This is a genomic window from Serratia surfactantfaciens (assembly GCF_001642805.2).
GTDB lineage: Bacteria > Pseudomonadota > Gammaproteobacteria > Enterobacterales > Enterobacteriaceae > Serratia > Serratia surfactantfaciens.
In genome coordinates this window covers 4,508,565-4,533,175 of record NZ_CP016948.1, presented here as the reverse complement: position 1 = coordinate 4,533,175, position 24,611 = coordinate 4,508,565, and the positions used below count along the sequence as shown (strand labels likewise).

22 protein-coding genes and 1 tRNA gene are annotated in these 24,611 nt (G+C 62.0%); 6 read left to right on the top strand and 17 right to left on the bottom strand.

All coding sequences use genetic code 11. The features are described from left to right. Positions 1 to 47: 47 nt before the first annotated feature. From ATE40_RS24410 to ATE40_RS21180, 5 genes are all read right to left on the bottom strand, one after another. Positions 48 to 314, bottom strand: a complete 267-nt coding sequence (locus tag ATE40_RS24410) for a hypothetical protein (RefSeq protein WP_071892039.1) — start codon at positions 312 to 314, stop codon at positions 48 to 50. A 319-nt stretch (positions 315 to 633) separates the two neighbouring features. Further along, the gene (locus ATE40_RS21190; protein ID WP_063918254.1) at positions 634 to 1,848 is read right to left on the bottom strand and encodes a tyrosine-type recombinase/integrase; all 1,215 of its coding nucleotides are present in this window, start codon (positions 1,846 to 1,848) and stop codon (positions 634 to 636) included. 244 nt (positions 1,849 to 2,092) lie between these two features. Then, positions 2,093 to 2,187, bottom strand: a tRNA-Sec gene (locus ATE40_RS24815). A 95-nt stretch (positions 2,188 to 2,282) separates the two neighbouring features. Next, entirely contained in the window at positions 2,283 to 3,626 is a 1,344-nt protein-coding gene (locus ATE40_RS21185) for an esterase-like activity of phytase family protein (protein WP_063918255.1), read from the bottom strand. 75 nt (positions 3,627 to 3,701) lie between these two features. After that, the gene (locus ATE40_RS21180) at positions 3,702 to 4,901 is read right to left on the bottom strand and encodes a cyanate transporter (protein WP_063918256.1); all 1,200 of its coding nucleotides are present in this window, start codon (positions 4,899 to 4,901) and stop codon (positions 3,702 to 3,704) included. A 126-nt stretch (positions 4,902 to 5,027) separates the two neighbouring features. Here ATE40_RS21180 and ATE40_RS21175 point away from each other — a divergent pair, with 126 nt between their 5' ends. Next, positions 5,028 to 5,882 carry a LysR family transcriptional regulator gene (locus tag ATE40_RS21175; RefSeq protein WP_025160289.1) on the top strand — a complete coding sequence of 285 codons (855 nt, stop codon included), beginning with the start codon at positions 5,028 to 5,030 and terminating at the stop codon, positions 5,880 to 5,882. Positions 5,883 to 5,888: 6 nt separating this feature from the next. On the opposite strand, the gene ATE40_RS21170 is transcribed toward ATE40_RS21175, so the two are convergent. Beyond that, a complete protein-coding gene (locus ATE40_RS21170) occupies positions 5,889 to 6,329 on the bottom strand; it encodes a hypothetical protein (protein WP_063918257.1) in 441 nt (146 codons plus the stop codon). Then, complete coding sequence (locus tag ATE40_RS21165) at positions 6,280 to 6,900, bottom strand: nucleotidyltransferase domain-containing protein (RefSeq protein ID WP_063918258.1); 621 nt, start codon at positions 6,898 to 6,900, stop codon at positions 6,280 to 6,282. The genes ATE40_RS21170 and ATE40_RS21165 overlap by 50 nt, the downstream gene beginning before the upstream one ends. Positions 6,901 to 7,108: 208 nt before the next feature. On the opposite strand from ATE40_RS21165, the gene ATE40_RS21160 reads away from it, so the two are divergent. The 3 genes from ATE40_RS21160 (at position 7,109) to ATE40_RS21150 (ending at position 10,075) form a co-directional block, all read left to right on the top strand. Continuing rightward, the gene (locus tag ATE40_RS21160) at positions 7,109 to 8,497 is read left to right on the top strand and encodes an amidohydrolase family protein (RefSeq protein WP_063918259.1); all 1,389 of its coding nucleotides are present in this window, start codon (positions 7,109 to 7,111) and stop codon (positions 8,495 to 8,497) included. Between the two features lie 100 nt (positions 8,498 to 8,597). Then, positions 8,598 to 9,149: an isochorismatase family protein gene (locus ATE40_RS21155; protein ID WP_004934049.1), complete on the top strand. Its 552-nt coding sequence runs from the start codon at positions 8,598 to 8,600 to the stop codon at positions 9,147 to 9,149. Positions 9,150 to 9,151: 2 nt separating this feature from the next. Further along, positions 9,152 to 10,075 carry a GlxA family transcriptional regulator gene (locus ATE40_RS21150; protein ID WP_015376180.1) on the top strand — a complete coding sequence of 308 codons (924 nt, stop codon included), beginning with the start codon at positions 9,152 to 9,154 and terminating at the stop codon, positions 10,073 to 10,075. Here ATE40_RS21150 and ATE40_RS21145 read toward each other — a convergent pair. Then, positions 10,070 to 11,062, bottom strand: a complete 993-nt coding sequence (locus ATE40_RS21145) for an acyltransferase (protein WP_063918260.1) — start codon at positions 11,060 to 11,062, stop codon at positions 10,070 to 10,072. The two genes, ATE40_RS21150 and ATE40_RS21145, sit on opposite strands and share 6 nt — an antisense overlap. A gap of 217 nt (positions 11,063 to 11,279) precedes the next feature. Here ATE40_RS21145 and ATE40_RS21140 point away from each other — a divergent pair, with 217 nt between their 5' ends. Beyond that, positions 11,280 to 12,527 (top strand): MFS transporter, encoded by a 1,248-nt coding sequence (locus ATE40_RS21140; protein ID WP_004934040.1) that lies wholly within the window; start codon positions 11,280 to 11,282, stop codon positions 12,525 to 12,527. A gap of 52 nt (positions 12,528 to 12,579) precedes the next feature. Here ATE40_RS21140 and ATE40_RS21135 read toward each other — a convergent pair whose 3' ends face one another. Next, positions 12,580 to 13,212 carry a LysE family translocator gene (locus tag ATE40_RS21135; RefSeq protein ID WP_063918261.1) on the bottom strand — a complete coding sequence of 211 codons (633 nt, stop codon included), beginning with the start codon at positions 13,210 to 13,212 and terminating at the stop codon, positions 12,580 to 12,582. Between the two features lie 121 nt (positions 13,213 to 13,333). On the opposite strand from ATE40_RS21135, the gene ATE40_RS21130 reads away from it, so the two are divergent. Further along, positions 13,334 to 14,245, top strand: coding sequence for a LysR family transcriptional regulator (locus ATE40_RS21130; protein ID WP_063918262.1), 912 nt, complete (start codon positions 13,334 to 13,336; stop codon positions 14,243 to 14,245). Here ATE40_RS21130 and selB read toward each other — a convergent pair. From selB to fdnG, 8 genes are all read right to left on the bottom strand, one after another. Then, positions 14,235 to 16,091: a selenocysteine-specific translation elongation factor gene (selB, locus tag ATE40_RS21125; protein WP_063918263.1), complete on the bottom strand. Its 1,857-nt coding sequence runs from the start codon at positions 16,089 to 16,091 to the stop codon at positions 14,235 to 14,237. The two genes, ATE40_RS21130 and selB, sit on opposite strands and share 11 nt — an antisense overlap. Then, positions 16,088 to 17,482 (bottom strand): L-seryl-tRNA(Sec) selenium transferase, encoded by a 1,395-nt coding sequence (selA, locus tag ATE40_RS21120; RefSeq protein ID WP_063918264.1) that lies wholly within the window; start codon positions 17,480 to 17,482, stop codon positions 16,088 to 16,090. Before selA ends, selB begins: the two co-directional genes overlap by 4 nt. Before the next feature lie 70 nt (positions 17,483 to 17,552). After that, positions 17,553 to 18,158, bottom strand: coding sequence for a glutathione S-transferase (locus ATE40_RS21115; protein WP_019455530.1), 606 nt, complete (start codon positions 18,156 to 18,158; stop codon positions 17,553 to 17,555). Between the two features lie 40 nt (positions 18,159 to 18,198). After that, a complete protein-coding gene (locus ATE40_RS21110; protein ID WP_019455529.1) occupies positions 18,199 to 18,849 on the bottom strand; it encodes a DcrB/PsbP domain-containing protein in 651 nt (216 codons plus the stop codon). Positions 18,850 to 18,963: 114 nt separating this feature from the next. Continuing rightward, on the bottom strand, positions 18,964 to 19,893 hold the full coding sequence (gene fdhE, locus ATE40_RS21105; RefSeq protein ID WP_019455528.1) for a formate dehydrogenase accessory protein FdhE: 930 nt from the start codon (positions 19,891 to 19,893) through the stop codon (positions 18,964 to 18,966). After that, the gene (fdoI, locus tag ATE40_RS21100; RefSeq protein ID WP_004934017.1) at positions 19,893 to 20,528 is read right to left on the bottom strand and encodes a formate dehydrogenase cytochrome b556 subunit; all 636 of its coding nucleotides are present in this window, start codon (positions 20,526 to 20,528) and stop codon (positions 19,893 to 19,895) included. The genes fdhE and fdoI overlap by 1 nt, the downstream gene beginning before the upstream one ends. Beyond that, a complete protein-coding gene (gene fdxH, locus ATE40_RS21095; RefSeq protein ID WP_004934014.1) occupies positions 20,525 to 21,427 on the bottom strand; it encodes a formate dehydrogenase subunit beta in 903 nt (300 codons plus the stop codon). The genes fdoI and fdxH overlap by 4 nt, the downstream gene beginning before the upstream one ends. Positions 21,428 to 21,439: 12 nt before the next feature. Beyond that, positions 21,440 to 24,487 (bottom strand): formate dehydrogenase-N subunit alpha, encoded by a 3,048-nt coding sequence (gene fdnG / locus ATE40_RS21090; protein ID WP_154618190.1) that lies wholly within the window; start codon positions 24,485 to 24,487, stop codon positions 21,440 to 21,442. Between the last annotated feature and the right edge of the window lie 124 nt (positions 24,488 to 24,611).

The following is a 24,611-nucleotide window of genomic DNA, read 5'->3' as shown; positions in this document are numbered from 1 at the left end:
CTGATTCATTGCGCCATCCTTGGCGCATCTATTCTTAAGCGTGACGATTATAAGTTGTTTTTAAGCCATTGAGAGATATTGTTGGAAAGCCCATACCACGCACCGTCTCCCCGCAAACCAGTGATGAGTAAACCATCATCGTTATCCATAACAGCTTTGAGATAATCGCGAACTTGAGTTGCTGTTTGAGTGGTGACGATAACCCAGGTTGATTCGAGAGGATGGCACCAGGTCCCATAGGACTTAATACGCTCAATGAGTGAGGCATAATCTTTCTGCTTCCGCAGATCGTAAGAAATTTGATAAGCTGGCATAGATTTGATCTCCTAATTTAGACGTTTGGGTTTGAGTCAACGCGACAGGCTGCAACCTGTCGCACCTTCATCACTAAGTTCTGTAGTTATCGTACAGAGTTAAAAGTGGTGCGGTGAAGCTATAATCAAACAAAAAAACAAGAATGTAAACCTAAAAAAATGCAGTAGCAGCGCTACAGAGCAAAGCTGGCGTGTTCCATCTGCAAAAAATTAAATGTTTCATATCTCCATAAATTCTTAATTTGTTGATTTTAATTAAAAATATGCCACTGTTGTCATAAACTGGAACATGCACAAATTTTTTTGTGCTCTGCGATTTTTATGCGCTCTTGCTGAATGATCTGCGTGGTAACATTTCACTATCCAACATTGATTCAAGATTATCCGCATACCACTGCATCATCTCTCTCCTGCCATCCAGATACTGCGCATGGTTGTAAGCTCCACGAATCGCGTTCTTATCCACATGAGCAAGCTGCGTCTCAATCCAAGCCGAGTTGTAGCCCTTTTCATGTAAAATCGTGCTCATCGTGTGGCGAAAGCCGTGGCCCGTCAGCCTTCCCTTGTAACCAAGCAACTCAATCACCTGGTTAACGCTTTCCTTTGAAATCGGCTTCGTACGATCATTTCGCCCAATGAACACCAATGAGTATGCACCCGTGATAGGTTTCAGTGACAAGAACAAATTCACTACCTGCTCAGACAACGGAACGATGTGGGGCCGCTTCATCTTCATCACTTCAGGGGGGACTTCCCAAAGCCGTTTCTCGAAGTCGATATCCTGCCAACGAGCAAAACGCAGCTCCTGAGTACGAACCCCTGTCAGCATGATGATTTGCGTTGCAGTTTTGGTGATGATGCTACCGGTGTACCCAGCGAGATCTTTGAGGAAATGAGGTAGCTCTTCAACGCTAAGAAAAGGGAAATTCGTCTTTTTCGGAGTTGCCAATGCTGTCGCCAAATCAGGCGCGGGGTTGTACTCAGCACGCCCGGTAACAATGGCGTAGCGGAAAACCTCCCCGCAGCGCTGCCGTACCTTGCGCATTTTTTCCAATGCCCCACGTTTCTCCATCCGTCGTAAGGTTTCCAGCAACTCCATCGGCTTGATCTCAGCAATAGGGCGTTTGCCGATATGAGGGAAAATGTCTTTCTCGAAGGTATCGATAATTTCCTCACGGTAACGTAACGACCAACGGTCGGCCTTATGCTGATGCCATTCGCGGGCGATAGCTCCGAAGGTGTTTGCGATAGAAAGCTTTTGCGACAGCTTTTCAGCCTTCTTCACTTCTCCGGGGTCGCCACCAGAGGCTAACGTTTTGCGTGCTTCCTTTCTTTTCTCGCGCGCATCAGCCAATGAGACATCGGGATACACGCCGATAGAAAGCATCTTCTCTTTACCAGCAAAGCGATACTTCAAGCGCCAGTACTTTGAGCCATTGGGTTTGACCAGCAGATACATGCCACCGCCGTCAGCCAACTTGTAGGCTTTCTCCATCGGCTTGGCCGTTTTCACTTTTATGTCCGTTAGTGGCATAGCATCTCCATTGATAGATATGGGCAGTGGCCTCAAGCGAGGTACTGCCAAACCAGATAAAAAGGGGTTACAACATGCCTACGGGGGTGCCAGAAAATAGCATGCATTTTTGAACCCCCTAAAGGACCCCCAGATATCACTTGATGTGGGTTGAGTTCGGTTGAGCTCTGTAGACAGAATCATGGCTTAAAGCCAGTATACACGGGGTTTTAGTTGAATTCAGGAGAGTTTGAGAGACATCGAATGGCGGAAGATCACAGGAGTCGAACCTGCCCAGGACCGCTGGCGGCCCCAACCGGATTTGAAGTCCGGCCGCCCCACCGGGGACGAGGATCTTCCTTGGAGAAGAGGGAAGCAAGGCGCTGATTATAGCGCAGTTCGTTCGCTGCGCTAAGCGGGAAATGGCGGCCGCCGGCGATTCGGCGGCCGGGGGGCTACTTCAGGAAATCCTTCACGTCCAGCAGGATGAACTCGTTGTCATCCGCCATATTGGGCTGGCGGCTGGAGGAGAACGGGAAGTTGTTGTCGTTGCCGACGATGATGTGGTTGGCGTCCACCACGTCCACGTTCTCGATGGTGAAGAACGGGAAGGTCAGCACGCCGTCGTTCAGCGGCTTGCGCGCCAGCTTGTTCGGATCCTGAATGTTCATCAGGTCGATATAGCCCAGTTTTTCGACCGGTTTGCCGACGTTGGCGTCCGAGAAGGCGATTTTATATACCCGCTTGAACTTGGCCACCAGGCTGAAGCAGTTGTCGGTCGGCGCACCGGCGGCGCAGGCTTTGTCCGGCGTGCCTTCGCCGTTGTCGCGCTCGATCACCAACCCGTGGGTGGCGTCGATCATGTTGAAGTCGCCGATAGCGTTCTGGTTGTCTTCCAGCACATACTGCCAGCTGCGGCCGGTCCAGGCCTGCCGTTTGACGTCAAACTCCAGCACCCGCAGGTAGCGTTTGCCGCCGACGTTCTCGAACTGCTCGCCGTCCCACAGCGCCCCTTCCAGCAGCGGGTACAGCTTGCTGCCGTCCGGCGAGGCGGCCATGCCTTCAAAGCCCTTGGAGCGCGCCACCTGGAAGTTTTGCTTGCCGTCCGGCGCGCCCGGCAGGGTCAGCGTCGGGTTGTCCGGCGATTTCACCACCTTGCCGTCCACCTGAGTGTCGAACACCGCCAGCACTTTACCGTTCAGGTCGGCCTTGATCAGGTAAGGCCCGAACTCTTCGCCGATCCACAAGGCATCGTCGGCAAACTGGAAGCTTTCCGGGTCGAAATCGCTGCCGGTCAGATAGCGCTTCTCGGTGCTCTCATTGATGATATGGAACGGCACCTTTTTATCCGGATCGTGCAGGAACACCGTCTTCAGCGGCGCAACCGTGCCGTCTTTGAAATCGATCTTGTAGTGGTTGAGGTACAGCATGGCATCCGGGGAGTTGGCTTTGCTGCCGAAGCCGTTGTCGGTCAGCACCCAGTAGGTGCCGTCGGTCATGTGCTTGATGCCGGAGTGGCCCTGCAGCGGCTGACCGTTGATCGGCAGGCCGAGGCCGGTCAGGCGATCGGCGGATTTGCCCGCCACGCTGCCCAGCTCGGTGACGCGTTTGCCGCTGGTGTATTTGCCGCTCTGTTGCAGATCGCTCGGTGCATCCTTCGGTGTGGAAACGGCGGATTTTACCGGCAGCAGCGCATGCCCGGCCAGCGTCGCCTGCACCGGCTGCGCCTCGGCCCACAGGTTGGCGCTCAGCGCCATGCAGCCGACCAGCAGCGCCAGCCGGGTTTTGGTGTTGTGCATGTCATTGTCCCTTTTCGTTGTTATCGCCCAGAAGTAAAAGCAACGTCACTATAGGGAGCGGCAATGACAGAAATATTATTCGGCGAACGCCCGCCGGTAGCTGTGCGGGTGGAAGCGCCAGGTGATGGCGATCAGCACCACCACCAGCAGCGCGTGGATCTGCCAGTCCAGCACGAAGCCGCCGCTGTAGTCGCGCAGCAGGCCGGAGAGGTAGGGCGTCACGCCCGCCAGCAGAAAACCGACGCCCTGCATAAAGGCCACCAGCCGCCCGGCCGCCGCCGGCTGGTGCAGGTGATCGAGCGCCAGCACCAGGCACAGCGGGAACGCGCCGCCCAGCCCCAGCCCGGAAACCAACACCCACAGCCACGGCAGCGTCTGCGGCAGGTAAATCAGACCGATAAAGCCGATCAGTTGCATCATCAAGGCCAGCAACAGCAGCGGCCGCCGGTCATGATTGCGCGCCAGCGCCGGCAGCAGCAGCGCGCCCATCACCTGGCCGAAGGTCATCAGCGCCAGCAGCGAACCGCTGGCCTGCGGCTGCCAGCCGAGCTGCATGTAATACGGCGGCAGCCAGGCGATCAGGCTGGTATAGCCGCCGTTGATCAGGCCGAAATAGGCACCGAGCAGCCAGGCGCGCCGGTTGCGCAGCAGGCTTGGGCCGCGGTGTTCTCCCGCCGCGCCCAGGCGAGACAGCCCGCGGCTGACCGGCCACCAGGCCAGCAGCGCCACCAGGGCCGGCAACGCCCACCAGGCCAGCGCACTGTGCCAGTCGCGCCCCGTACTCATCAGCCATGGGGTGATCGCCGCCCCCAGACCGCCGCCCCCCATCAGCGCCGCCGACCACAGCCCGGCCACCAGCGCCATGCTTTTGAGGAAGTGATGCTTGATGATGCCGGGCATCACCGCCTGGATCACCCCGATGCCGAGCCCGCCCAGCACCGCGCTCATTAACAGTTGCACGCTGCCGGGGGCCAGTTCGCGCCAAAGCGCGCCCAGCCCGATCGCCAGCAGGCTCAACGTCACGGCGCTGCGTTCGCTGAACAGCCGATTGATGGCGCCGCCCGCCAGCGCCATCAGCCCCATCATCAGCACCGGCAGCGTGGTCAACAGCGCCGCGCCGCCAAAGCTCAGCCCGGTGGCCTGGCGCAGCGTCGGCAGCAACGGGCCGATCGAGGTCAACAGCGGCCGCATGTTCAGGCCGATCAACACCAGCGCCAGCAACAGGGGGTTGAACCAGCGACGTGGAGAAGGTGAATTAACAGAATGATTTAACACGATATATTCCTGGCACTGCGAAATGAAGAGTGCGGCGTCACAGCGCGATCGCCGCAGCGTTGCGTTACTGTAGGCAACGCCGCTAGTATTGGGAAATTAAATAATAAAATAGCCAACAGTGGGAAAATGAATCGCTACCCGATGTTCAATCCGCAGCTGCTGCTCAGCTTCGTCGCCGTGTGCGACAGCAACAGCTTCACCCGCGCCGCAGAGCGGGTGTTTTTGTCGCAGTCCACCGTCAGCCAGCAGGTGCGTCGGCTGGAAGAGATGTTGGGCAAACCGTTGTTTGAACGCTCCTCGCATCAGGTGCTGCTGACTGAAGAAGGCGTCAAGTTGTTAAGCTACGCGCGCCGCATCATCGCGCTGAATGAAGAAGCCCACGACGCGCTGACCGGCATCTGGCGCGACGGCGTGCTACGGATCGGCATGCCGGAAGATTTCGCCGTGCCCACCACCGAGCTGCTGGCGGAATTCAGCCGCGAGCACCCGCACCTGCGGCTGGACGTAGCCAGCGGCCTGAGCGCCGATCTGCACAGCGCCTACGCACGTGAAGAGCTGGATCTGATCCTGGTGAAGCAGCGCCGCCAGCAACCGCCGCGCGCCGCGCGGCCGGAACCGCTGCTGTGGCTGGACAGCCTGGCCTTTCCGGCTATCGAGCAATCGCCGGTGCCGCTGGCGGTATTTCCACTCAACGGCCTGTACCGCGACGAGCTGTGCCAGGCGCTGGACAACCTCGGCAAACGCTGGCGTATCGGTTACAGCAGCGCCAGCCTGGCGGCGCTGACCGCCGCTTCCGCCGCCGGGCTGGGCGTCACCCTGCTGCCGGCCGGCTGCCGTCTGCCCACGCACCGGGTGCTGGGCGCGGCCGAAGGATTGCCGCCGATAGACAGCTTCGAACTGGCGCTCTACTACCGCGACGGCGCCCCCGCCGCCACGCTGGCACTGGCCCAGCGACTGACGGTGTTTTGCGGGTTGAAGTGAGATCGGTTACGCCAATATCTGCGGATATTCGCGCTGTAGCCAGTCGATAATCCGTACCCACAGCGCGTCGGTCTGCTCAAGGCAAGCCTGTACCGCCGCATCCGTCACCAAATCGCCGGAGTAATCCGCCACATTGCGCTGTTTTCGCAATGCATCCAGGCAGATCATTGCCTCGCGCGGCAACCCTACGGTGAGCGGCAACGTTTGGATCATGGTCTGGTGATGACCGGGTTTGCTGGTCAGCGTACGGTACCCCTTGGCTTGCAAAGCGGCATTAGCCATTTGCATGACCGCCTTATATGCCGTGTCGAAACGGCTCTCATTGCTGAGCTGAGTGATACCCGCATCACGGCGGTTGCGCGCGGCGGCGGCCAGCAATTTTTTAATCGCTCCCGAGTCAGGCGTTATCACCTCCAGTCCCAGCCCGACCAGATTGTCCAGCGTCATCCTTGTCTCCCGCAATCCAGAGTTGGGGTTTCTGCATAATGTCCTGTATAAACGCGGAGTTCTCGGCCAAAGCCGCCCGCCACTCTTCCGGCGAGTAAAATTTGGGGTTAATTTCCCGTCCCAGCGTTTCCTGCAGCGGATAAATAGCCTGAATCACCTGCGAAAAAGACAGTTTGCCAACGATCAACACATCGATATCGCTGGCCGCCGTCGCTTTGCCACTGGCGACTGAACCAAAAATAAAGGCCCGTTCAATAGCTGCACCAAACTCTGCCAATGTCTGCCTTAAGCGCTCCACTGGCCCGCAAGCCTTGCGGAAAATAGCCGCCAGCTCTGGGAAAATCAGGCAATCAACGTTGGCCTGATAGCAAATTTGATTGCCCTGCCGCTGCCTGAGCAAAATGCCCCCCTCAGCCAGCCTGCTCAACTCTTTATGTAAAGTACCGGCCTGAGTTGCGGTACGCCGCGCAATTTCCCGCACGTGAAACGCTCGCCCGGGCTCAATAAACAGCAGGCTTAGCACTTTTCTACGGTATTCGCTGAACAGCAGTTCGAGCATCGGATCGTGCATCACGCTAACCTCAATGTAGCTTTAATAACTACAAATGTAGCCATTAAAGCTACGAAAGAGCAAACCAGGAAAGCCATTCAACCGATGGGCGCCGGTCATTACCAAATCGAATAGTCACCAGTGGCAAATGTCGCTGCCAACCGACCGCTTCCTCTCCTAAATTGGGGGATGTTTTCACCCACCTCACCTCTGGATTAAGGAACCGAACGTGGAAAACCCTCAACAACCGGGCCGCAGAGCCTTCCTCAGCCAAACCGGCAAACTCACCACCGCCTGCGCGGTGATCGGCCTGACCGGCGGTGTGGCACAGGCCGCGTCTCTTGGCGGCGAGCAGTGCGCACCAGCACCGATGACCCTGACCGAACGTCACTACTGCCTGAGCGAGGTGCGGCTGGAAGACGGCTTTGAATACGACGGCGACACGGTGATCGGCACCCGCACCGCGCTGTATACGCTTGAGATCAAAGACGGCAAGATCGCCGCCATTCATGCCGCCAACGCCGCGCTGCCCGCCGGCGTGCCCCGCTATAAGGCGCAGGGCCAGCTGCTGCTGCCGGCGTTTCGCGATATGCACATCCACCTGGACAAAACCTTCTACAGCGGCCCGTGGCAGGCGCCGCGCCCGCGCCAGGGCAAAACCATCATGGACATGATCGCGCTGGAGCAGACGCTGATCCCGAAACTGCTGTCCACCTCGCAGCAGCGGGCGGAAAATCTGATCGCCCTGCTGCAATCCAAAGGCAGCACCGTGGCGCGCAGCCACTGCAATATCGATCCGGTCAGCGGCCTGAAAAGCCTGGAGCACCTGCAGCGCGCGCTGGAAAACCACCGGGCGGACTTCAGCTGTGAAATCGTCGCTTTCCCGCAGCATGGCCTGCTGCACTCCAGGGTCGATACGCTGATGCGTGAAGCGATGCAGATGGGCGTGCAGTACGTCGGCGGGCTCGATCCGACCAACGTCGACGGCGCGATGGAGAAATCGCTGGACGCCATGTTCCAGATCGCCCTCGATACCGGCAAAGGCGTGGATATCCACCTGCATGAAACCAGCCCGGCCGGGGTCGCCGCCATCAACTACATGATCGCCACCGTGGAGCAAAACCCGGCGCTGCGCGGCAAGGTCACCATCAGCCACGCTTTCGCCCTGACCACGCTGACGCCGGGCGAACTGGCGGAAACCGCCACCCGGCTGGCGGCGCAGCAGATCACCATCGCCTCCACGGTACCGATCGGCGGCCTGATGATGCCGCTGCCGCAGCTCAGCGAGAAAGGGGTGTTCGTGATGACCGGCACCGACAGCGTAATCGACCACTGGTCGCCGTTCGGCACCGGCGACATTCTGGAAAAGGCCAACCTGTACGCCCAGCTGTACCGCGGATCCGACGAGTATCACCTGTCGCGCGCCATGGCCATCGCCACCGGCGGCGTGCTGCCGCTGGACGATAAGGGCCAGCGCGCCTGGCCGAAAGCCGGCGATGCCGCCGAGTTCGTGCTGGTCAACGCCAGCTGTTCCGCCGAGGCGGTCGCCCGCCTGCCGGCGCGCAGCGCCACCTTCCATCAGGGGCGCCTGGTGGCTGGCCAGGTGAGCAAAGCCTAAGGTCGGTCCGCTGTTGTCATCATGATGGCCGTTTTTGGCCTTCTGCCAGAGTAAGGCGTGGCGCAAGATGGTCGCTACACACACTGGCGGAGGGCCGAAAATGTCACAGAGCGCGTTATTGATCATCGATGTCCAGCAATCATTCCAGCACCGTCCATTCTGGCAGGAGGACGATCTGCCGGCGTTTCAACAGGCGCTGACCCGTCTGATCGCGGGCTGTCAGCAACGCGGCGCGGCGCTGGTCGACGTGCTGCACGTCTCGCCGCAGGGGCCTTTCTCGCTGGCTTCGGGCCACGTGCAACGCCTGCCGTTCCTCACCCACCAGGCGGATATCACCGTGCATAAGCATGTGCACAATGCGCTGACCGAATCCGGCCTCGACGCCTGGCTGCGCGAGCGGGATATCAACCACCTGATCATCTCCGGCATCCGCACCGAACAGTGCTGTGAAACCACCACCCGGGTGGCGTCCGATCTCGGTTATCGGGTGACCTTCGTCACCGAGGCGACGCTGACCTTCCCGATGCGCCATCCCGACGGTGAAGTCTTTACCCCCGCGCAGCTGAAGCGGCATACTGAAACCGTACTGGTCGATCGTTTCGCCCGCATCGCCAGCGTGGATGAGGCGCTGGCGCAACTCGCACAGGAGTAACCATGCCGCAGGCCGTCTATTTTCTGCTGTTGCCCAACGTGCTGTCGCTCGACGTCAGCGGCCCAGCGGAAACTCTGCGCCTCGCCGGGTCGTTCAGCCTGCGTTACCTCAGCCCGGCGCCGCAGGTCGTCTGCTCCATCGGCATGACGCTGAGCGGCCTGCAGCCGTTGCCCGAACGCCTGGAAGACGGCGCTATTCTGGTGTTGCCGGGCGTCGGCGATTCGCAGCGCTATTTCGCCGGTGAAGAGGCCGAGCAGGCCCGCCGCTGGCTGGCGACGCTGCGGCCCGATCTGCAGCGGCAGCGCATCACCCTGGTGTGCATCTGTTCCGGCGCGCTGCTGGCGGCGCAGGCCGGGCTGCTCGACGGCTATCAGTGCACCACCCACCACGACGTCATCGAACGCATCCGCCTGCAGGCGCCGGCGGCGCAGGTGAAAGAGAACCGCATCTTCGTCGAAGACCGCGGCGTCTACACCAGCGCGGGCATCACCACCGGCATCGATTTGGCGCTGCATCTGGTTCACCGTCACTGCGGCTCCGGCCGGGCGCGCGACGTCGCACGCGACATGGTGGTTTATTTCCGCCGCGCCGGCGACGATCCGCAACTGTCGCCCTGGCTGCGTTACCGCAACCACCTGCACCCGGCGGTGCACCGCGCGCAGGACGTGATGGCCGCCGAGCCGGAAGCCGACTGGTCGGTGCCGCAGGTGGCGGAGAAGGCGCACGTCAGCAGCCGCCATCTGGCGCGGCTGTTTCGCAGCCACGTCGGCATCAGCGTACGGGAATATCATGAGCAGCTGCGGTTGGCGGTGGCGCAACAGCGCCTGCAGCAAGGGTATGGGTTGGAGAAGGCCGCGCTGGCGGCCGGTTTTTCTTCCGGGCGGCAGCTGCGCCGCGCCCAACAGCGCCAGCGCTCGCCGCTATGACACCAGCCGGCGGGTATCCAGCCGCTGCAGACCGACAGACAGCAGCAGGCTGAGCCCCAGCGCCACGCCGAACACCCAGAAGATATCCAGCAGCGGGTGGCCGGTGAAATCCAGGTGCCGATTGCGCATCATGTTGACGATAAGGGCGTGAAAACCGTAGATCGCCAGCGAATGGCGGGAAAATACGCTCAGCCAGCCGATCGGCTGCGGCAAACAGTGTTTCACCCACACCAGCAGCGCCACCGCCGCCATAAACACCAGCGGGCCGCTGTAGATGTAGTAGGTATCGGCGAAGTTGCCGTTGATGAACAGCTGATGCTTGGTGCCGCGCGCGATCAGCGCCACGCACAGCGCAAATCCCAATGCCGCCAACCAGCCCACGGCGCGCCCGCGCGCCTCCATCATGCCAATCGCCCGCCCGGCCAACGCATACAGCAGGTAGTAGAAGGTATCGCCGTAGATATACAGATTAACCGGCAGCAGGTGCGCGTTGCCGAAGGCCAGCTTGTCGGTATTCGGGTTGGCGATCGCCGCCAACACCACCAGCGCGACGGCCAGATAGCGGCGCGACACCGGTTTAACGCCGATCAGCGGCGACAGCAGGTAAATCACCGCGATGGCGTAGAAAAACCACAGATGATAGAACACCGGCTTTTGCAGAATGCCGCGCAGCGACGGCCAGAAACCGATCTTGGTGAAAGCCGCGATATAGATCAGCGCGATGGCGCTGTAGAACAGAATGCAGCAGATGATGCGGGTGAAATGTCGCCGGCCGGCGCTCTTTTCGCCGAAGAACAGGTAGCCGGAAATCATAAAGAACAGCGGCACCGACACACGCGACAGCGAATTCAGCACGTTGGCGATATCCCAGTTATGCAGCCCTATCGCCGCGCCGTTGGTGACGTAATAAGTGGTGGCGTGGATCATCACCACCATCATGCACGCTATCGCCCGCAGGTTGTCTATCCAGCCGATTTTCTCGCTCAAACGCTCGCTCGATCTTGTGTCATATTGATATGTTAATAAGAGGTTATCGGGCGCAGCGTTCGGCGACAACCCAAAAGCGAAATATCAGAATGCACTTAAACCGCACCTTATGATTGCGAAGGTGAACAATTGGCGGCAAAATAGCCGCCATAACTCGCTCAGTTTGCGCTTCCCGCCCTGGCAGTTCCTTTTTCTCTTTTACTATCAGTACAATAATATGAAAACAACATTACCACCTGCGGCACGTTTGGGCCGGCAGGCGCTTTTATTCCCTCTTTGTCTGGTGCTGTTCGAGTTCGCCACCTATATCGGCAACGATATGATTCAGCCGGGCATGCTGGCCGTCGTGGCAGATTTCAACGCCGGCGAAGAGTGGGTGCCCACCTCGATGACCGCCTATCTGGCCGGCGGCATCTTCCTGCAGTGGCTGCTCGGGCCGCTGTCGGATCGCCGCGGCCGTCGCCCGGTGATGCTGGCCGGGGTGGCGTTCTTTATCGTCTCCTGCCTGGCGATCCTGCTGGTCACCACCATCGAGCAGTTTATCGCCATGCGTTTCCTGCAGGGCATCGGCCTGTGCTTTATCGGCGCGGTCGGCTACGCCACGATCCAGGAGTCGTTCGAGGAGGCGGTGTGCATCAAAATCACCGCCCTGATGGCTAACGTGGCGCTGATCGCCCCGCTGCTGGGGCCACTGGCCGGCGCGGCGCTGATCCACGTCGCGCCGTGGCAGAGCATGTTCGTGCTGTTTGCGGCGCTGGCGGCCATCGCCTTCTATGGCCTGTGGAAAGCCATGCCGGAAACCGCCACGCTGCAGGGCGAGGCGTTTTCCGCCGCCAACCTATGGCGCGACTACCGCCAGGTGTTGGGCAATCGCCGCTTCCTGTGCGGCGCCCTGGCGATCGGTTTCGCCAGCCTGCCGCTGCTGGCCTGGATCGCCCAATCGCCGGTGATCCTGATCAGCGGCGAGTCGCTGTCGACGTTGGACTACGGCCTGCTGCAGATCCCGGTGTTCGGCGCGCTGATCCTCGGCAACCTGACGCTGGCGCGCCTGACCGGCAAGAACAGCGTGGAGCGCCTGATCAAGCTGGGCGCGGGCCCGATGCTGCTGGGGCTGCTGATCGCCGCGCTGGCGACCCAGTTCTCCAGCCACGCCTACCTGTGGATGACCGCCGGCCTGAGCCTGTACGCCTTCGGCATTGGCCTCGCCAACGCCGGGCTGTACCGCCTGACGCTGTTCTCCAGCAACGTCAGCAAAGGCACGGTGTCCGCCACCATGGGCATGCTGAGCATGATGGTGTTCACCGTCGGCATCGAACTGGCCAAGGTCGCCTACGTCTGGGGCGGCAGCGGGCTGTTCAACCTGTTCAACCTCATCAGCGGCCTGTGCTGGCTGACGCTGGTGGCGCTGTTCCTCGGCAAACGCCGCAACGGCGACCCCACGCCGCAGCCGAACGGCGCGGCTTAAACATGACGATAAACGCCGGTCCGGTTTTCCGACCGGCGTTTTTTATGCGGCTTCAGCCGAGCAGCCCCCACAACGCATACCCCGTTCCCACCACCGCCACCACCAACAGCAGCACTGCCGACAGAATGGAAATCGTCCGGCGCGCGCGCTGCAGCACCGAGCCCGACAGCAGAATGATATAGGCCAGCAAGATGGCGAAGTCCGCCAGCACCCACAGCGTGGTCAGCAGCGTCAGGCTGGCGCCGACCGAGGGGGTGACGGCGATGAACTGCGGAAAAAAGGCGACGAAGAAGATGATATCTTTCGGGTTGGCGATGCCCACCAGAAAGCCGTTCACGATCGCCGAGCGCTTGTGCGGCCCCGCTGGGCGCGGCGCGCTCGGTGCCTCGCTAAATGAAGATAAATCCTCATAGAGTGAGACAATCGCCATGCGGGCGATGAACAGACAGCCCAACAGGCTTATCCACTGCAGCATGCGCATATCCACGGCGAACAGCCCGGTGATGATCAGCGCCGCGATGCCGATCAGCAGCAAGGAGGCCCAGTTGCTGCCGAGCGCGGTCAGCAGCGCGCGCCGGGCGCCAAAGCGCGCCGCGGTGTTGGCCACCATCATCACCACCGGCCCCGGGGTGGCGATCAGCAGGAAAATGGCGGCGAAATACGCCGCCAGCAACGACAGGTTCATCTTTATTTCACTCACATTCAGGCGGTTGGCTTCGCGCCATTATCATCCCGCCGCCCCCGCCTTGAAAAAGGAGTAATCCTGTCGTTTACTGTGAGTCATACTCATCTTGAGAGACGCCGCGATGGCCAGTTCCCTTCCGCCGCTTTATGCCCTGCGCGCCTTCGAAAGCGCTGCCCGCACCGGCTCGTTCACGCAGGCCGCCACCGAGCTGCACCTCACCCCCAGCGCCGTCAGCAAGCACATCAAAACGCTGGAGCAGCACTTCGGCTGTCGCCTGCTCCAGCGCAATGGCCCGCGCATCGAGGTCACGCCGCAGGGAAAAATCTTCGCCGCCGAGCTGCAGCAAGGGTTTGGGCGCATCGATCAAGCCTGCGAGCTGTTCAAGAGCCACCGCGATCTGCTGCGGCTGAAGGCGCCTTCCACCCTGACCATGCGCTGGCTGCTGGACTGCCTGAGCCGGTTCCGGCAAACGGCGCAGGCGTTCGAGGTGCAGGCAGCCAGCGTCTGGATGGATATCGACAGCGTGGATTTTTTCAGCGAACCCTACGACTGCGCCATCCTGCTCGGCAACGGCTATTTCGGCGCCAACACCGCCGCCGTAAAGCTGTTCGACGAATGGCTGATCCCGATTTGCGCCCCTGCGCTGCTCGCCGACGGGCAGCGCAACCTCGCCACCTGCCCGCTGATCCATCCGTCGCCCGATCGGCGCGACTGGCGGCGCTGGCTGCAGAAAAGCGGCATAGCGGCCCCGATCGATCTCGCGCGCGGCCAGGTGTTCGACTCGCTGGAACAGGGCAATGCGGCGGCCATCGCCGGGCACGGCATCTCGATCGGCGATCTGGCGCTGAGCCTGCGGACCATTGAGGAGGGGTTATTGGCGCTGCCTTGTGACACCGCCGTGCGCACCGGCGACGGTTATTATCTGGTTTGGCCGGCGGAGTCGGCGAAGCGGCCGCTGATCGAACGCTTACAGGCGTTTCTCGCCGCCCAGACGCCCGACGTGAGCCGGGCCGCCGTCAGATTTATCGGGTAGGGGACTCGCTACCGAACAGCCCGCCGTCGCGCAGCAGATGCTCGTTGCCCTTGCGGCGGGTAAAGCCGCTGCGATCGAAGAACTCCAGCACCTGGATCGCCAGCTTGCGCCCGACGCCAAGCCGATCGCGGAAGTCGGCGGCGTTGGCGCCACCCCGCTCCGCATCCAGCGCGCGGATCAGCGCCGCAAACTGCTCGATGCGTCGGCTGAGGTAATAGCGATCCACCACCACCGCCGTCACATGGCCCAGTTGAGCCGCCTTGCGCAGCAGCGTTCGCACCCGGCTCTCCTCCTCGCCCAATTCGAGCGCCAGATCGCGCACCCACCAGGGTTCGTCGCCGAACAGCGGTTCGATACGCGCCCACAGCGGCGCCTCTTCGGCGCTGAACGCCAGGCCGTGCTCCGGCAGGTGCAGCCAGCCGCGCGTATTGCGCAGCGCACCGGCCTTCAGCAGCCGATCGATCATCATAAACACCAGCGCTTCAGGCTGCTGCGGCAGCGCCATGCGCCGCAGGCGGGCGCGCCCTAAGCCCAGCTGATCGGCGTGCTGTTGGTGATATTCCGTCAGCACCTGCAGCAGGCGGCTTTCCGCCTGTTGCACCTGATCTTGCGCCAGCGCCCGGTCACCGACGATCAGCAGATCGCCGTTCGCCAGCAGATCGTTCAGACCATCGTCCGTCAATTGCCGCGCCCAGGCGAACGCCGCCAGCGACAGCGCGCCGTGCGGCAACTCAAGCGCCAGCGCCTGCGCATCGTCTTGCGCCTGCGCCAGGGCCTGCAGCCGTGCCAGATAGTCCGGCTGACGTTTGCCGCGCTTGGGCGCATTCAGCCTGAGCACCCGGGCCGCGCCCAGCGTTTGCCGCGCGCCGATATCGCGCAGCACCAGCCGATCGTTCTGCGCCAACCACAGCGGGCGATCGAGGATCAGTTCCGCCAGCTCGTCGTTCAGCAACGAAATGCGCCCGGTGATGTGGCTGGCGGCATGGTGCAGATGCAGCGGCTGCCAATGGCGGATCGGCCGATCCGTCTCCAACGCCACCAGAATGCGTTCCGCCGCTTCGGGCGGACGCTGCGCCAGCAGCCAATCGCCGCGCGCGATCCGCTCTTTGTCGACATCGCCGCTGATGTTAAGCGCAATGCGCTGCCCGGCCTGCGCCTGCTCCACGGTCTGATTCTGGGCATGCAGGCCACGCACCCGCACCGGCGCGTCAGCACCGGTCAGCCACAGCGTATCCCCCACCTTCACCCGGCCGCCGAGCGCGGTGCCGGTCACCACCAGCCCCGCCCCTTTGACGCTGAACGCACGGTCTACCGCCAGGCGAAAACGGCGCGTCAGCGCATGTTCAGCGGGCGACAACGCCAGCAAATGCGTGCGCAGCGCCTCGATGCCCTCGCCCGCCGCCGCCGCGGTCACGAACAGCGGCGCATCGGGCCACCCTTGGCGCGCCAGCTCGTCGCGCACCTGGCTACGCACTTCATCGACACGCGCCGCGTCCACCCGGTCGGCCTTGGTCAGCGCCACCGTCAACGCCGGGTGCCCGCTCAGGCGCAGGATCGCCAGATGCTCGCGGGTCTGCGCCATCACGCCATCGTCGCAGGCCACCACCAGCAACGCATGGTCGATGCCACCGACGCCCGCCAGCATATTGGCGAGGAATTTCTCGTGGCCGGGCACGTCGATAAACCCCAGCACCCGGCCGTCCGGCTGCGGCCAATAGGCGTAGCCCAGATCGATGGTCATGCCACGGCGCTTTTCTTCCGGCAGGCGATCCGCGTTGATCCCGGAGATCGCCTGCAGCAAGGTGGTTTTGCCATGATCGACATGGCCGGCAGTGGCGATGATCATGATGCGCTCAGCGCTGCGATCAGCGCCCCTTCCTGTTCCAGGCAGCGCAGATCCAGCCACAGCCTGCCGTCGCCGAGGCGGCCGATCACCGGCTGCGGCAGGCGGCGCCAGCGTTCGGCCAGCGCTTCCAGCGTGGCGCCGCGGCCGTCGCGCGGCGTGAAGGTCAGGGCATAGCTGGGCAGCCGATCCACCGGCAGCGAACCGCTGCCGATCTGCGACCAGCACGGTTCGGCGCGCAGGTCGAAATCAGTGGTGAACTGCGGCGTCAGCGCCGCCAGCAACCGCTCGGCCGCCTGTTGCATCTCCTGCTGCGGGCGGGTCAGCAGCCGCAGCGTCGGCAGCTGCTCAGCCAGTTTTTCCGGCTGCAGATAGAGCCGCAGCGTGGCCTCCAGAGCCGCCAGCGTCAGCTTGCCGACGCGCAGCGCGCGCTTGAGCGGATGCTGCTGCAGGCGAGCGATCAGCGCCTTTTTGCCGACGATGATCCCGGCCTGCGGGCCGCCCAGCAGCTTATCGCCGGAGAACGTCACCAGATCGACGCCGGCGGCCAACAGCCGCTGCGGCATCGGTTCGGCAGGCAGACCGTACTGCGCCATATCGATCAGCGAGCCGCTGCCCAGATCGGTGGCGGTCGGCACGCCCCGTTCGGCCCCGAGCTGCGCCAGCTCGACCTCGTCGACCGCTGCGGTAAAGCCCTGAATGCTGTAGTTGCTGGTGTGCACCTTCATCAACAGGCCGGTCTGCTCGTTGATGGCGTGCTGGTAATCTTTCAGATGGGTGCGGTTGGTGGTGCCGACCTCCACCAATTGGCAACCTGCCTGGCGCATCACGTCAGGAATGCGGAACGCGCCGCCGATCTCCACCAGCTCGCCGCGCGACACCACCACCTCTTTGCCGGGGGCGACCGCCGCCAGCATCAGCAGCACCGCCGCCGCGTTGTTATTGACGATGCAGGCGTCTTCCGCGCCGGTCAGCTGGCACAGCAGACTCGCCACCGCCCGATCGCGATGGCCGCGCCCGGCGCCGTCCAGATCGTACTCCAGCGTCACCGCCTCCCCCATCACCGCACTCACCGCATCCTTCACCGGCTGCGCCAGCAGGGCGCGCCCGAGGTTGGTGTGCAGCACGGTGCCGCTGAGGTTGAACACCGGCAACAAAGCCGGGCGTTGCTGCCGGGCCAGCTCGGCCCGCAGCGCCTGCGGCCAGTCGTCGCACCAGGCCGGTAAGCGTTGCTGTTGTTTGATCGCGTCGCGCGCCTGGGTCTGCAGCCGGCGCAGCAGTTCGCCGATCAGCGTCTGGCCATGCTGCGCCACCAGCGGTTCAATCGCGGGTTCACGCAGCAGGCGGTCGATGGCGGGCAGTTGGCTGTAAAGAAGGTGGGATTCAGTGCTCATGGTCGCTCGGTTTTCAGTTTAGACGTATCGGCATAGCAAAACCCCGCCGCAGCGGGGGAGAAAAGAAAGCTCAGGGCGGCGCAGTGCGGGCGAAGCTTTCGCGGGCGAACAGGCGTTCAGCCAGCTTGACCAGCGCCGGGCGCTCGACGCACCAGTTGGGCAGGATGCGGCGGAAATTGAGGTAGCCCAGCGCGCAGCCGACGGCGATATCCGCCAGCGTCAGCCGCTCGGCATTGAGCCACGCTTTTTCCCGCGCCAGCGTTTCCAGCGCGTCCAGGCCGTGCGTCAGCTTGTCGCGCTGGCGCAGCATCCAGCTTTCGTCCTGTTTTTCCGGCGCGCGCCGGCTTTCGCGAAACAGCGTCGCCGCCGCTTCGGTCACGCCGTCCGCCAGCGCCGCCACCTGACGAACGCGCAGCGCAGCGGCGCGCTCGACCGGCAAAAACGCCGGTTCCACCGCCAGCAGCTCAAGGTATTCGGCCACGATCGGCGAGTCGTAAAACACCTCGCCGTCGTCGGCGATAAGCACCGGCACCTTGGCGAGCGGGTTCCATTCCTTCACCCGACTGCCGGGCTCATACGGCGGATCGTTGACGAATTCGAACGCGATCCCCTTCTCCAGCAGCAGCACGGAAATCTTGCGCACAAAGGGGCTGGTGTAACTGCCGATAAGTTTCATCCGTTCTCCTCCGCTTCGTCCTGGCCGCGGCGCGGCGCCCTTACTTCACCGTCAGAGTATCGATAATCCGCTGCACCAACGCCTGATGCACCTCCGGCGTTTTGGCCGGCGACAGCATTTGCAGCGTTACCACCCGCTTGTTGAACACCGTCAACACCAGCGTGGAAACCACTTTTTGCCCGTTGACGGTCTGCTCGGTATCTACCCGGCGAAACTTCTGTTTGCCGACGGTGAAGTTCTCTTCTTTGGTGGTCTGGATGTTCTGATAACGCTCGGCCAACACCGTGATGGCGCTCTGCGCCAGCTCTTTCAGCATTTTGTCGCTGGTGTTGAGCTTCATGTCATCCGGCGGGATCACTTCGGACGAGACCGCACTCTGGCGCGACTTGCCGTCGAGGAAACGCTGGATGGTGGAGGTGCTGTCGTTGATGATGCCGCTGTTCAGCGTCTGATCGCTGAAGCCCGGCGGCAGTTCGAAGGTGATTTTGCCCTTCTGCAGCGACACGTTCAGCCCCGGCGGCGCAGGTGGCGTCTCTACCGGCGCAGGCGGCGGCGGTGGCGCGGGCTGCGTCACGGTCGGCTTGGTATCGGGTGGCGGCACCGCCGGTTTGGTGTCGTCCTTGTTGTCGCAGGCCGCCAGTCCGAACGCCAGTACGGCGACCGCAGTCAGTTTTGCCAGGGTGTTTAACATCGTGGTTCCTTTCGCTTGGCGCGTCATGGCCTAAACGTAGCAACTCGCCCGGGCGAATGCCAGAAGCCCGTTCTGAAATTGCTCATCCGGCCCCGCGCGAACGGGGCCGGGCGGTTACTCCGCCGGGAACAGGAACGGATTGATGCTGCTGCGGCCGAAGCCTTCTTCTTCCATACGGGCGTCCAGCACCAGTGAAGCCAGATCGTCGGCCACCGCTTCGACCTGCGGGTCTTTTTCCTGATAGAGGATCTTCAGGTAAGTGCCGCAGTCGCCGCAGCTTTCCGCCTTCACCGCCGCCTGCTCGCTGTCCAGCGACCAGTAGTTGAGATCGCGGGTCTGCTCGCAGTTGCTGCACTTCACCCGCACCACGTGCCATTCGCTTTCGCACAGGTTGCAGTGCAGGTAGCGCAGGCCGTTGACGGTGCCGATGTGCACCATGCTGGAGACCGGGATGCTGCCGCACACCGGGCAGAACTGGCGCTGCTCGCCGTATTCGGCGCGCGCCTTGCCGGGGATCAGGCTGGCCATCTGCGCCCAATAGAGCGACAGCGCGGCCCAGAGGAACGGCGCCTTCTCGCTGCCCACCTTGCCGAACTCGCGGTTGAGCAAGGCGTCGGCCATCAGCTCCAGCTCGTGCGCCGAGGCCTTCTCCAGGTTGTCCAGCACCGCCAGAATGTGCTCCGGCGCCTGTGGGCGCAGCTCGGCGATCAGCGACGTCAGCAGCTTGCGCCAGTGCTCGCTGCGCGGAAACACGCTCAGATCAAGCGGCGGTTTGCCGCTGGCGGCGCCCTGCGCCAACGCTTCGCTCAGATCGAGCTCCAGCGGATTGTCGTGCAGCGCATGCTGCTGCGCCTGCGCCAGTTCGGCGGCGAAGTTCAGGTAGTCGCCCAGCGGGTTGTCGACCGCCAGCTGACGCAGGCGTTCGGCGCGGCGGCTGTAGAGGCTTTTCAGGTTGGCGAAAAGTAACGGCGGGATGTTCTCCGCCGTTGTGGACTTCTCACGCTGTGCCCCTAACTGCTCTTTAGGAACGATGCGGATACTCATCAGGGTTTGTCTTCCTGTCGTTTCTCGCGGACCTCACGGTACCAGCGCGGATGATGTTTCTTGGCCCAGGCCGCCGGCACCCAGCCTTCCACCATCGCGGTAATGGTGCCTTTTACCCACAATGCGGCGTAAATGTGCACCATAATCACGATGATAAGGCCGACCGCGGCCAGCGAATGCACCAGCAGCGCGATGCGGATCAGCGGGATGGAGAACGACGGCGCAAAATACGGCCGCCAGATCACCACGCCGCTGGCCAGCAGCAGCACCAGGCTGATAATCGCCGCCCAGAACACGCACTTCTGGCCGAAATTATAGCGCCCGGTATCACCCACTTCCTCGTTCATGGCGATTTTGTGGATGTTCTTGGCCCAGACGATATCTTCCCGGTTGATCAGGTTATGCTTCCAGTAGCGCAGGAACATCAGCAGGAACGCGGCAAACATGATCACCCCGACAAACGGGTGCAGAATGCGCGCCAGCTGCGGCGTCCCGAAGATGTTCATCAGCCAGTTGAAGGAGGGGAAGAAGAACCCCAGCCCGCTGATGGCGGCGAACACGAAGCAGAACGCCACGATCCAGTGGTTGATGCGCTCCGGTGCGCTGTAACGCTGAATGGGCTTTTCCTTTCTCATTTGCGCGTCTCCTCGTCATGCGACTCGTCGTGCTCGTCCTCATCTTCGACGCGGTTAGGCCCGACGCCGACATAGTGGAACACGCTCGCCGCGAAGGTGGCGGCAAAGCCGATGGCCGCCAGGGGTTTCCACACGCCCTTCCAGAAGGTCACCGCCGGGCTGATGCTCGGGTTGTCCGGCAAACCGTGGTACAGCTGCGGTTTGTCGGCGTGGTGCAGCACATACATCACGTGCGTACCGCCCACCCCCGCCGGATCGTACAGACCGGCGTTCTGGTAGCCGCGGGTGTTCAGCTCGCTGACGCGATCCGCCGCCACCTGCTTCATCGCTTCCTTGGTGCCGAAGTGAATCGCGCCGGTCGGGCAGGTTTTCACGCAGGCCGGTTCCTGGCCGACGTCCACGCGGTCGACGCACAGGGTGCACTTGTACACCCGGTTGTCGTCCTTGTTCATGCGCGGTACGTCGAACGGGCAGCCGGCGATGCAGTAGCCGCAGCCGATGCAGTGCTCGGACTGGAAGTCGACGATGCCGTTGGCGTACTGAATGATCGCGCCTTCCGACGGGCAAGCCTTGAGGCAGCCCGGATCGGCGCAGTGCATGCAGCCGTCCTTGCGGATCAGCCATTCCAGCTTGCCGTTTTCCTCCACCTCGGAGAAGCGCATCACCGTCCACGACTTGGCGGTCAGATCGGCGGGGTTATCGTACACCCCGACGTTGTGCCCCACTTCGTCGCGGATGTCGTTCCATTCGGAACAGGCCACCTGACAGGCCTTGCAGCCGATACAGGTGGTGACATCGATCAGTTTGGCCACTTCTTCCTGGTGGTCACGGGCGCGCGGCGCCGGCGTGAAGCCATTGGTGGCGGATTTACGAATGATGTCTTGAGATTGCATGGCCATAATTCGTCTCCGTTACACCTTTTCCACGTTGACCAGGAACGCCTTGAACTCCGGCGTTTGCGTATTGGCGTCGCCGACGAACGGCGTCAGCGTGTTGGCGATAAAGCCTTTCTTCGCCACCCCTTCGTAACCCCAGTGGATCGGGATGCCGATGGTGTCGACTTCCTGGCCGTGCACCTGCAGCGTGCGAATGCGCTTGGTCACCACCGCCTTGGCCTTGATATAGCCACGGTTGGAGCTGACTTTCACGGTATCGCCCTGCTTGATGCCTTTTTTCTCCGCCAGCTTCTCGCCGATCTCCACGAACTGCTCCGGCTGCGCGATGGCATTCAGCCGCGCGTGCTTGGTCCAGTAGTGGAAGTGCTCGGTCAGACGATAGGTGGTGCCGACGTACGGGAACTTGTCGGATTTGCCCATCGCCGCCAGATCGTCCTTGAACACGCGCGCCGCCGGGTTGGACACCACGTTCGGGTGCAGCGGGTTGGTGCCGAGCGGCGTTTCGAACGGCTCGTAGTGCTCAGGGAACGGCCCTTCCGCCATCTTGTCGGTGGCGAACAGGCGGCCCATGCCTTCCGGCTGCATGATGAACGGCCCGACATCGCTGCCCGGTGCTGCGGTGCTGTAGTCCGGGATATCGGCCCCGACCCACTTGGCGCCGTCCCACTCCAGCAGCTGGCGTTTCGGATCCCAAGGTTTCCCCTGTGGGTCCGCCGAGGCGCGGTTGTACAGGATGCGACGGTTGAGCGGCCATGCCCAGGCCCAGCCCAGCGTATTGCCGAGGCCAGACGGATCGGCGTTGTCGCGCCGCGCCATCTGGTTGCCGGCCGGCGTCCAGCTGCCCGCGAAGATCCAGCAGCCGCTGGCGGTGGTGCCGTCGTCGCGCAGCTGCGCGAACGAGCTGAGCAGCTCGCCTTTTTTCACCAGCACTTTGCCGTCGGCATCCAGCAGATCCGCCAGCGCCTTGCCGTTGTTCTCCTGCGCCACCTCTTCCGGCGCCGGGTTGTCCGGCGTCAGGTAGTCCCAGCGCATGTTCAGCACCTGCTCCGGCACCGCACCGCCGTCGCGCGCATACATCTCGCGCAGGCGACTGAAGATGCCCGCCAGGATCTCGCCGTCGTTCAGCGCTTCGCCCGGGGCGTCCGCGCCTTTCCAGTGCCACTGCAGCCAGCGGCCGGAGTTGACGATCGAGCCGTTCTCTTCGGCGAAGCAGGTGGACGGCAGGCGGAACACTTCGGTCTGGATCTGCGACGGATCCACTTCGTTGAACTCGCCGTGGTTCTGCCAGAAGTTGGAGGTCTCGGTGTTCAACGGATCGATGGTCACCAGGAACTTCAGCTTGGACAGTGAAGCCACCACCTTATTTTTGTTCGGGAACGACGCTACCGGGTTAAAGCCCTGGCAGAAGTAACCGTTGACCTTGCCCTGCGCCATCATCTCGAAGTACTGCAGCACGTCGTAGCCTTTGTCCCACTTCGGCAACCAGTCAAAGCCCCAGCTGTTGTCCTTCTGCGCCTTGTCGCCGTAGAAGGTCTTCATCATGCTGACGAAGAATTTCGGGTAGTTGCCCCAGTAGTTCACCTGGCCCGGCAGCAGCGCCTTCGGCGTGTTGGCCTTCAGGTAGGTCTCGAGATCGGTCTGTTTCTCCGACGGCAGCGTCATGTAGCCCGGCAGGCTCTGCGACAGCAGGCCGAGATCGGTCAGACCCTGGATGTTGGAGTGGCCGCGCAGCGCGTTGACGCCGCCGCCCGCCATGCCCATGTTGCCGAGCAGCAGCTGGATCATCGCCATGGTGCGGATGTTCTGCGCGCCAACCGAGTGCTGAGTCCAGCCCAGGGCGTACAGGAACGACGCGGTTTTATCTGCCACGCAGGTTTCGGCGATGTATTCGCACACCTTGAGGAAATCGTCCTTCGGCGTGCCGCAGATGTTGGTCACCACGTCAGGGGTGTAGCGGCTCACGTGCTGCTTCAGCATGTTCCACACGCAGCGCGGATCCTGCAGCGTGACGTCACGCTTGGCGAAGCCGTTCTCGTCGAACTGGTAGTTCCAGGTGGTTTTGTCGTACTTGCGGTTTTCCGCGTCGTAGCCGCTGAACAAGCCGTCTTCGAAGGCAAAGTCTTCCCGCACCAGCAGGCTGGCGTTGGTATAGGCCTCGACGTACTCGCGGTTAAATTTGTTGTTGGTCATCAGATACAGCAACACGCCCGACAGGAAAGCGATGTCGGTCCCGGAGCGGATCGGCGTGTAGAAGTCCGCCACCGATGCGGTTCGGGTAAAGCGCGGATCGATCACGATCAGCTTGGCATTGTTGTGTATTTTGGCTTCCATCGCCCAGCGGAACCCCACCGGATGCGCTTCCGCCGCATTACCGCCCATGACGATAATCAAATTCGCGTTCTTGATATCAACCCAGTGGTTGGTCATCGCACCGCGACCAAATGTTGGAGCAAGACTTGCTACCGTTGGTCCGTGTCAGACACGCGCCTGGTTATCTACGGCAAGCATGCCGAGAGCGCGACTAAATTTTTGCGACAGAAAACCGGTTTCGTTGCTGGCGGCCGAGGCGCACAGCATGCCGGTGGTCAGCCAACGGTTGACGGTAACGCCCTGATCGTTGGTTTTGATGAAGTTGGCGTCACGGTCTTCTTTCACCAGCTTGGCGATGCGGGTAAAGGCGTCGTCCCAGCTGATGCGCTGCCATTTGTCCGACCCTGGCGCCCGGTATTCCGGGTACTTGAGGCGGCTTTCGCTGTGGATGAAGTCAACCAGGCCGGCACCTTTCGGGCAAAGCGCGCCGCGGTTTACCGGATGATCCGGATCCCCTTCGATATGGAAAATGCTTTCTTTGGCGTTTTTGGCGCCATCACCAAGGCTGTACATCAACAGCCCACAGCCGACGGAACAATACGTACAGGTATTACGGGTCTCGCGGGCGCGCAGCAGTTTGTACTGCCGGGTTTCCGCCAACGCCACTTCAGGGGCAAAGCCCAGCGCGGCCACCGTCGTTCCTGCCATACCGCCAGCGCAGATCTTAAAGAACTGCCTTCTGCTGACCTGCATGGGGGTCTCCTTTACTCTCGATTGTCACATTGTTCAAATGGCGCTCTTCGCCAAAAACGGCAGAGCGCTAATGTCACTGTTGTTATGCTGATACGCGACGCGGCGATATTACCACAGCGTGCTT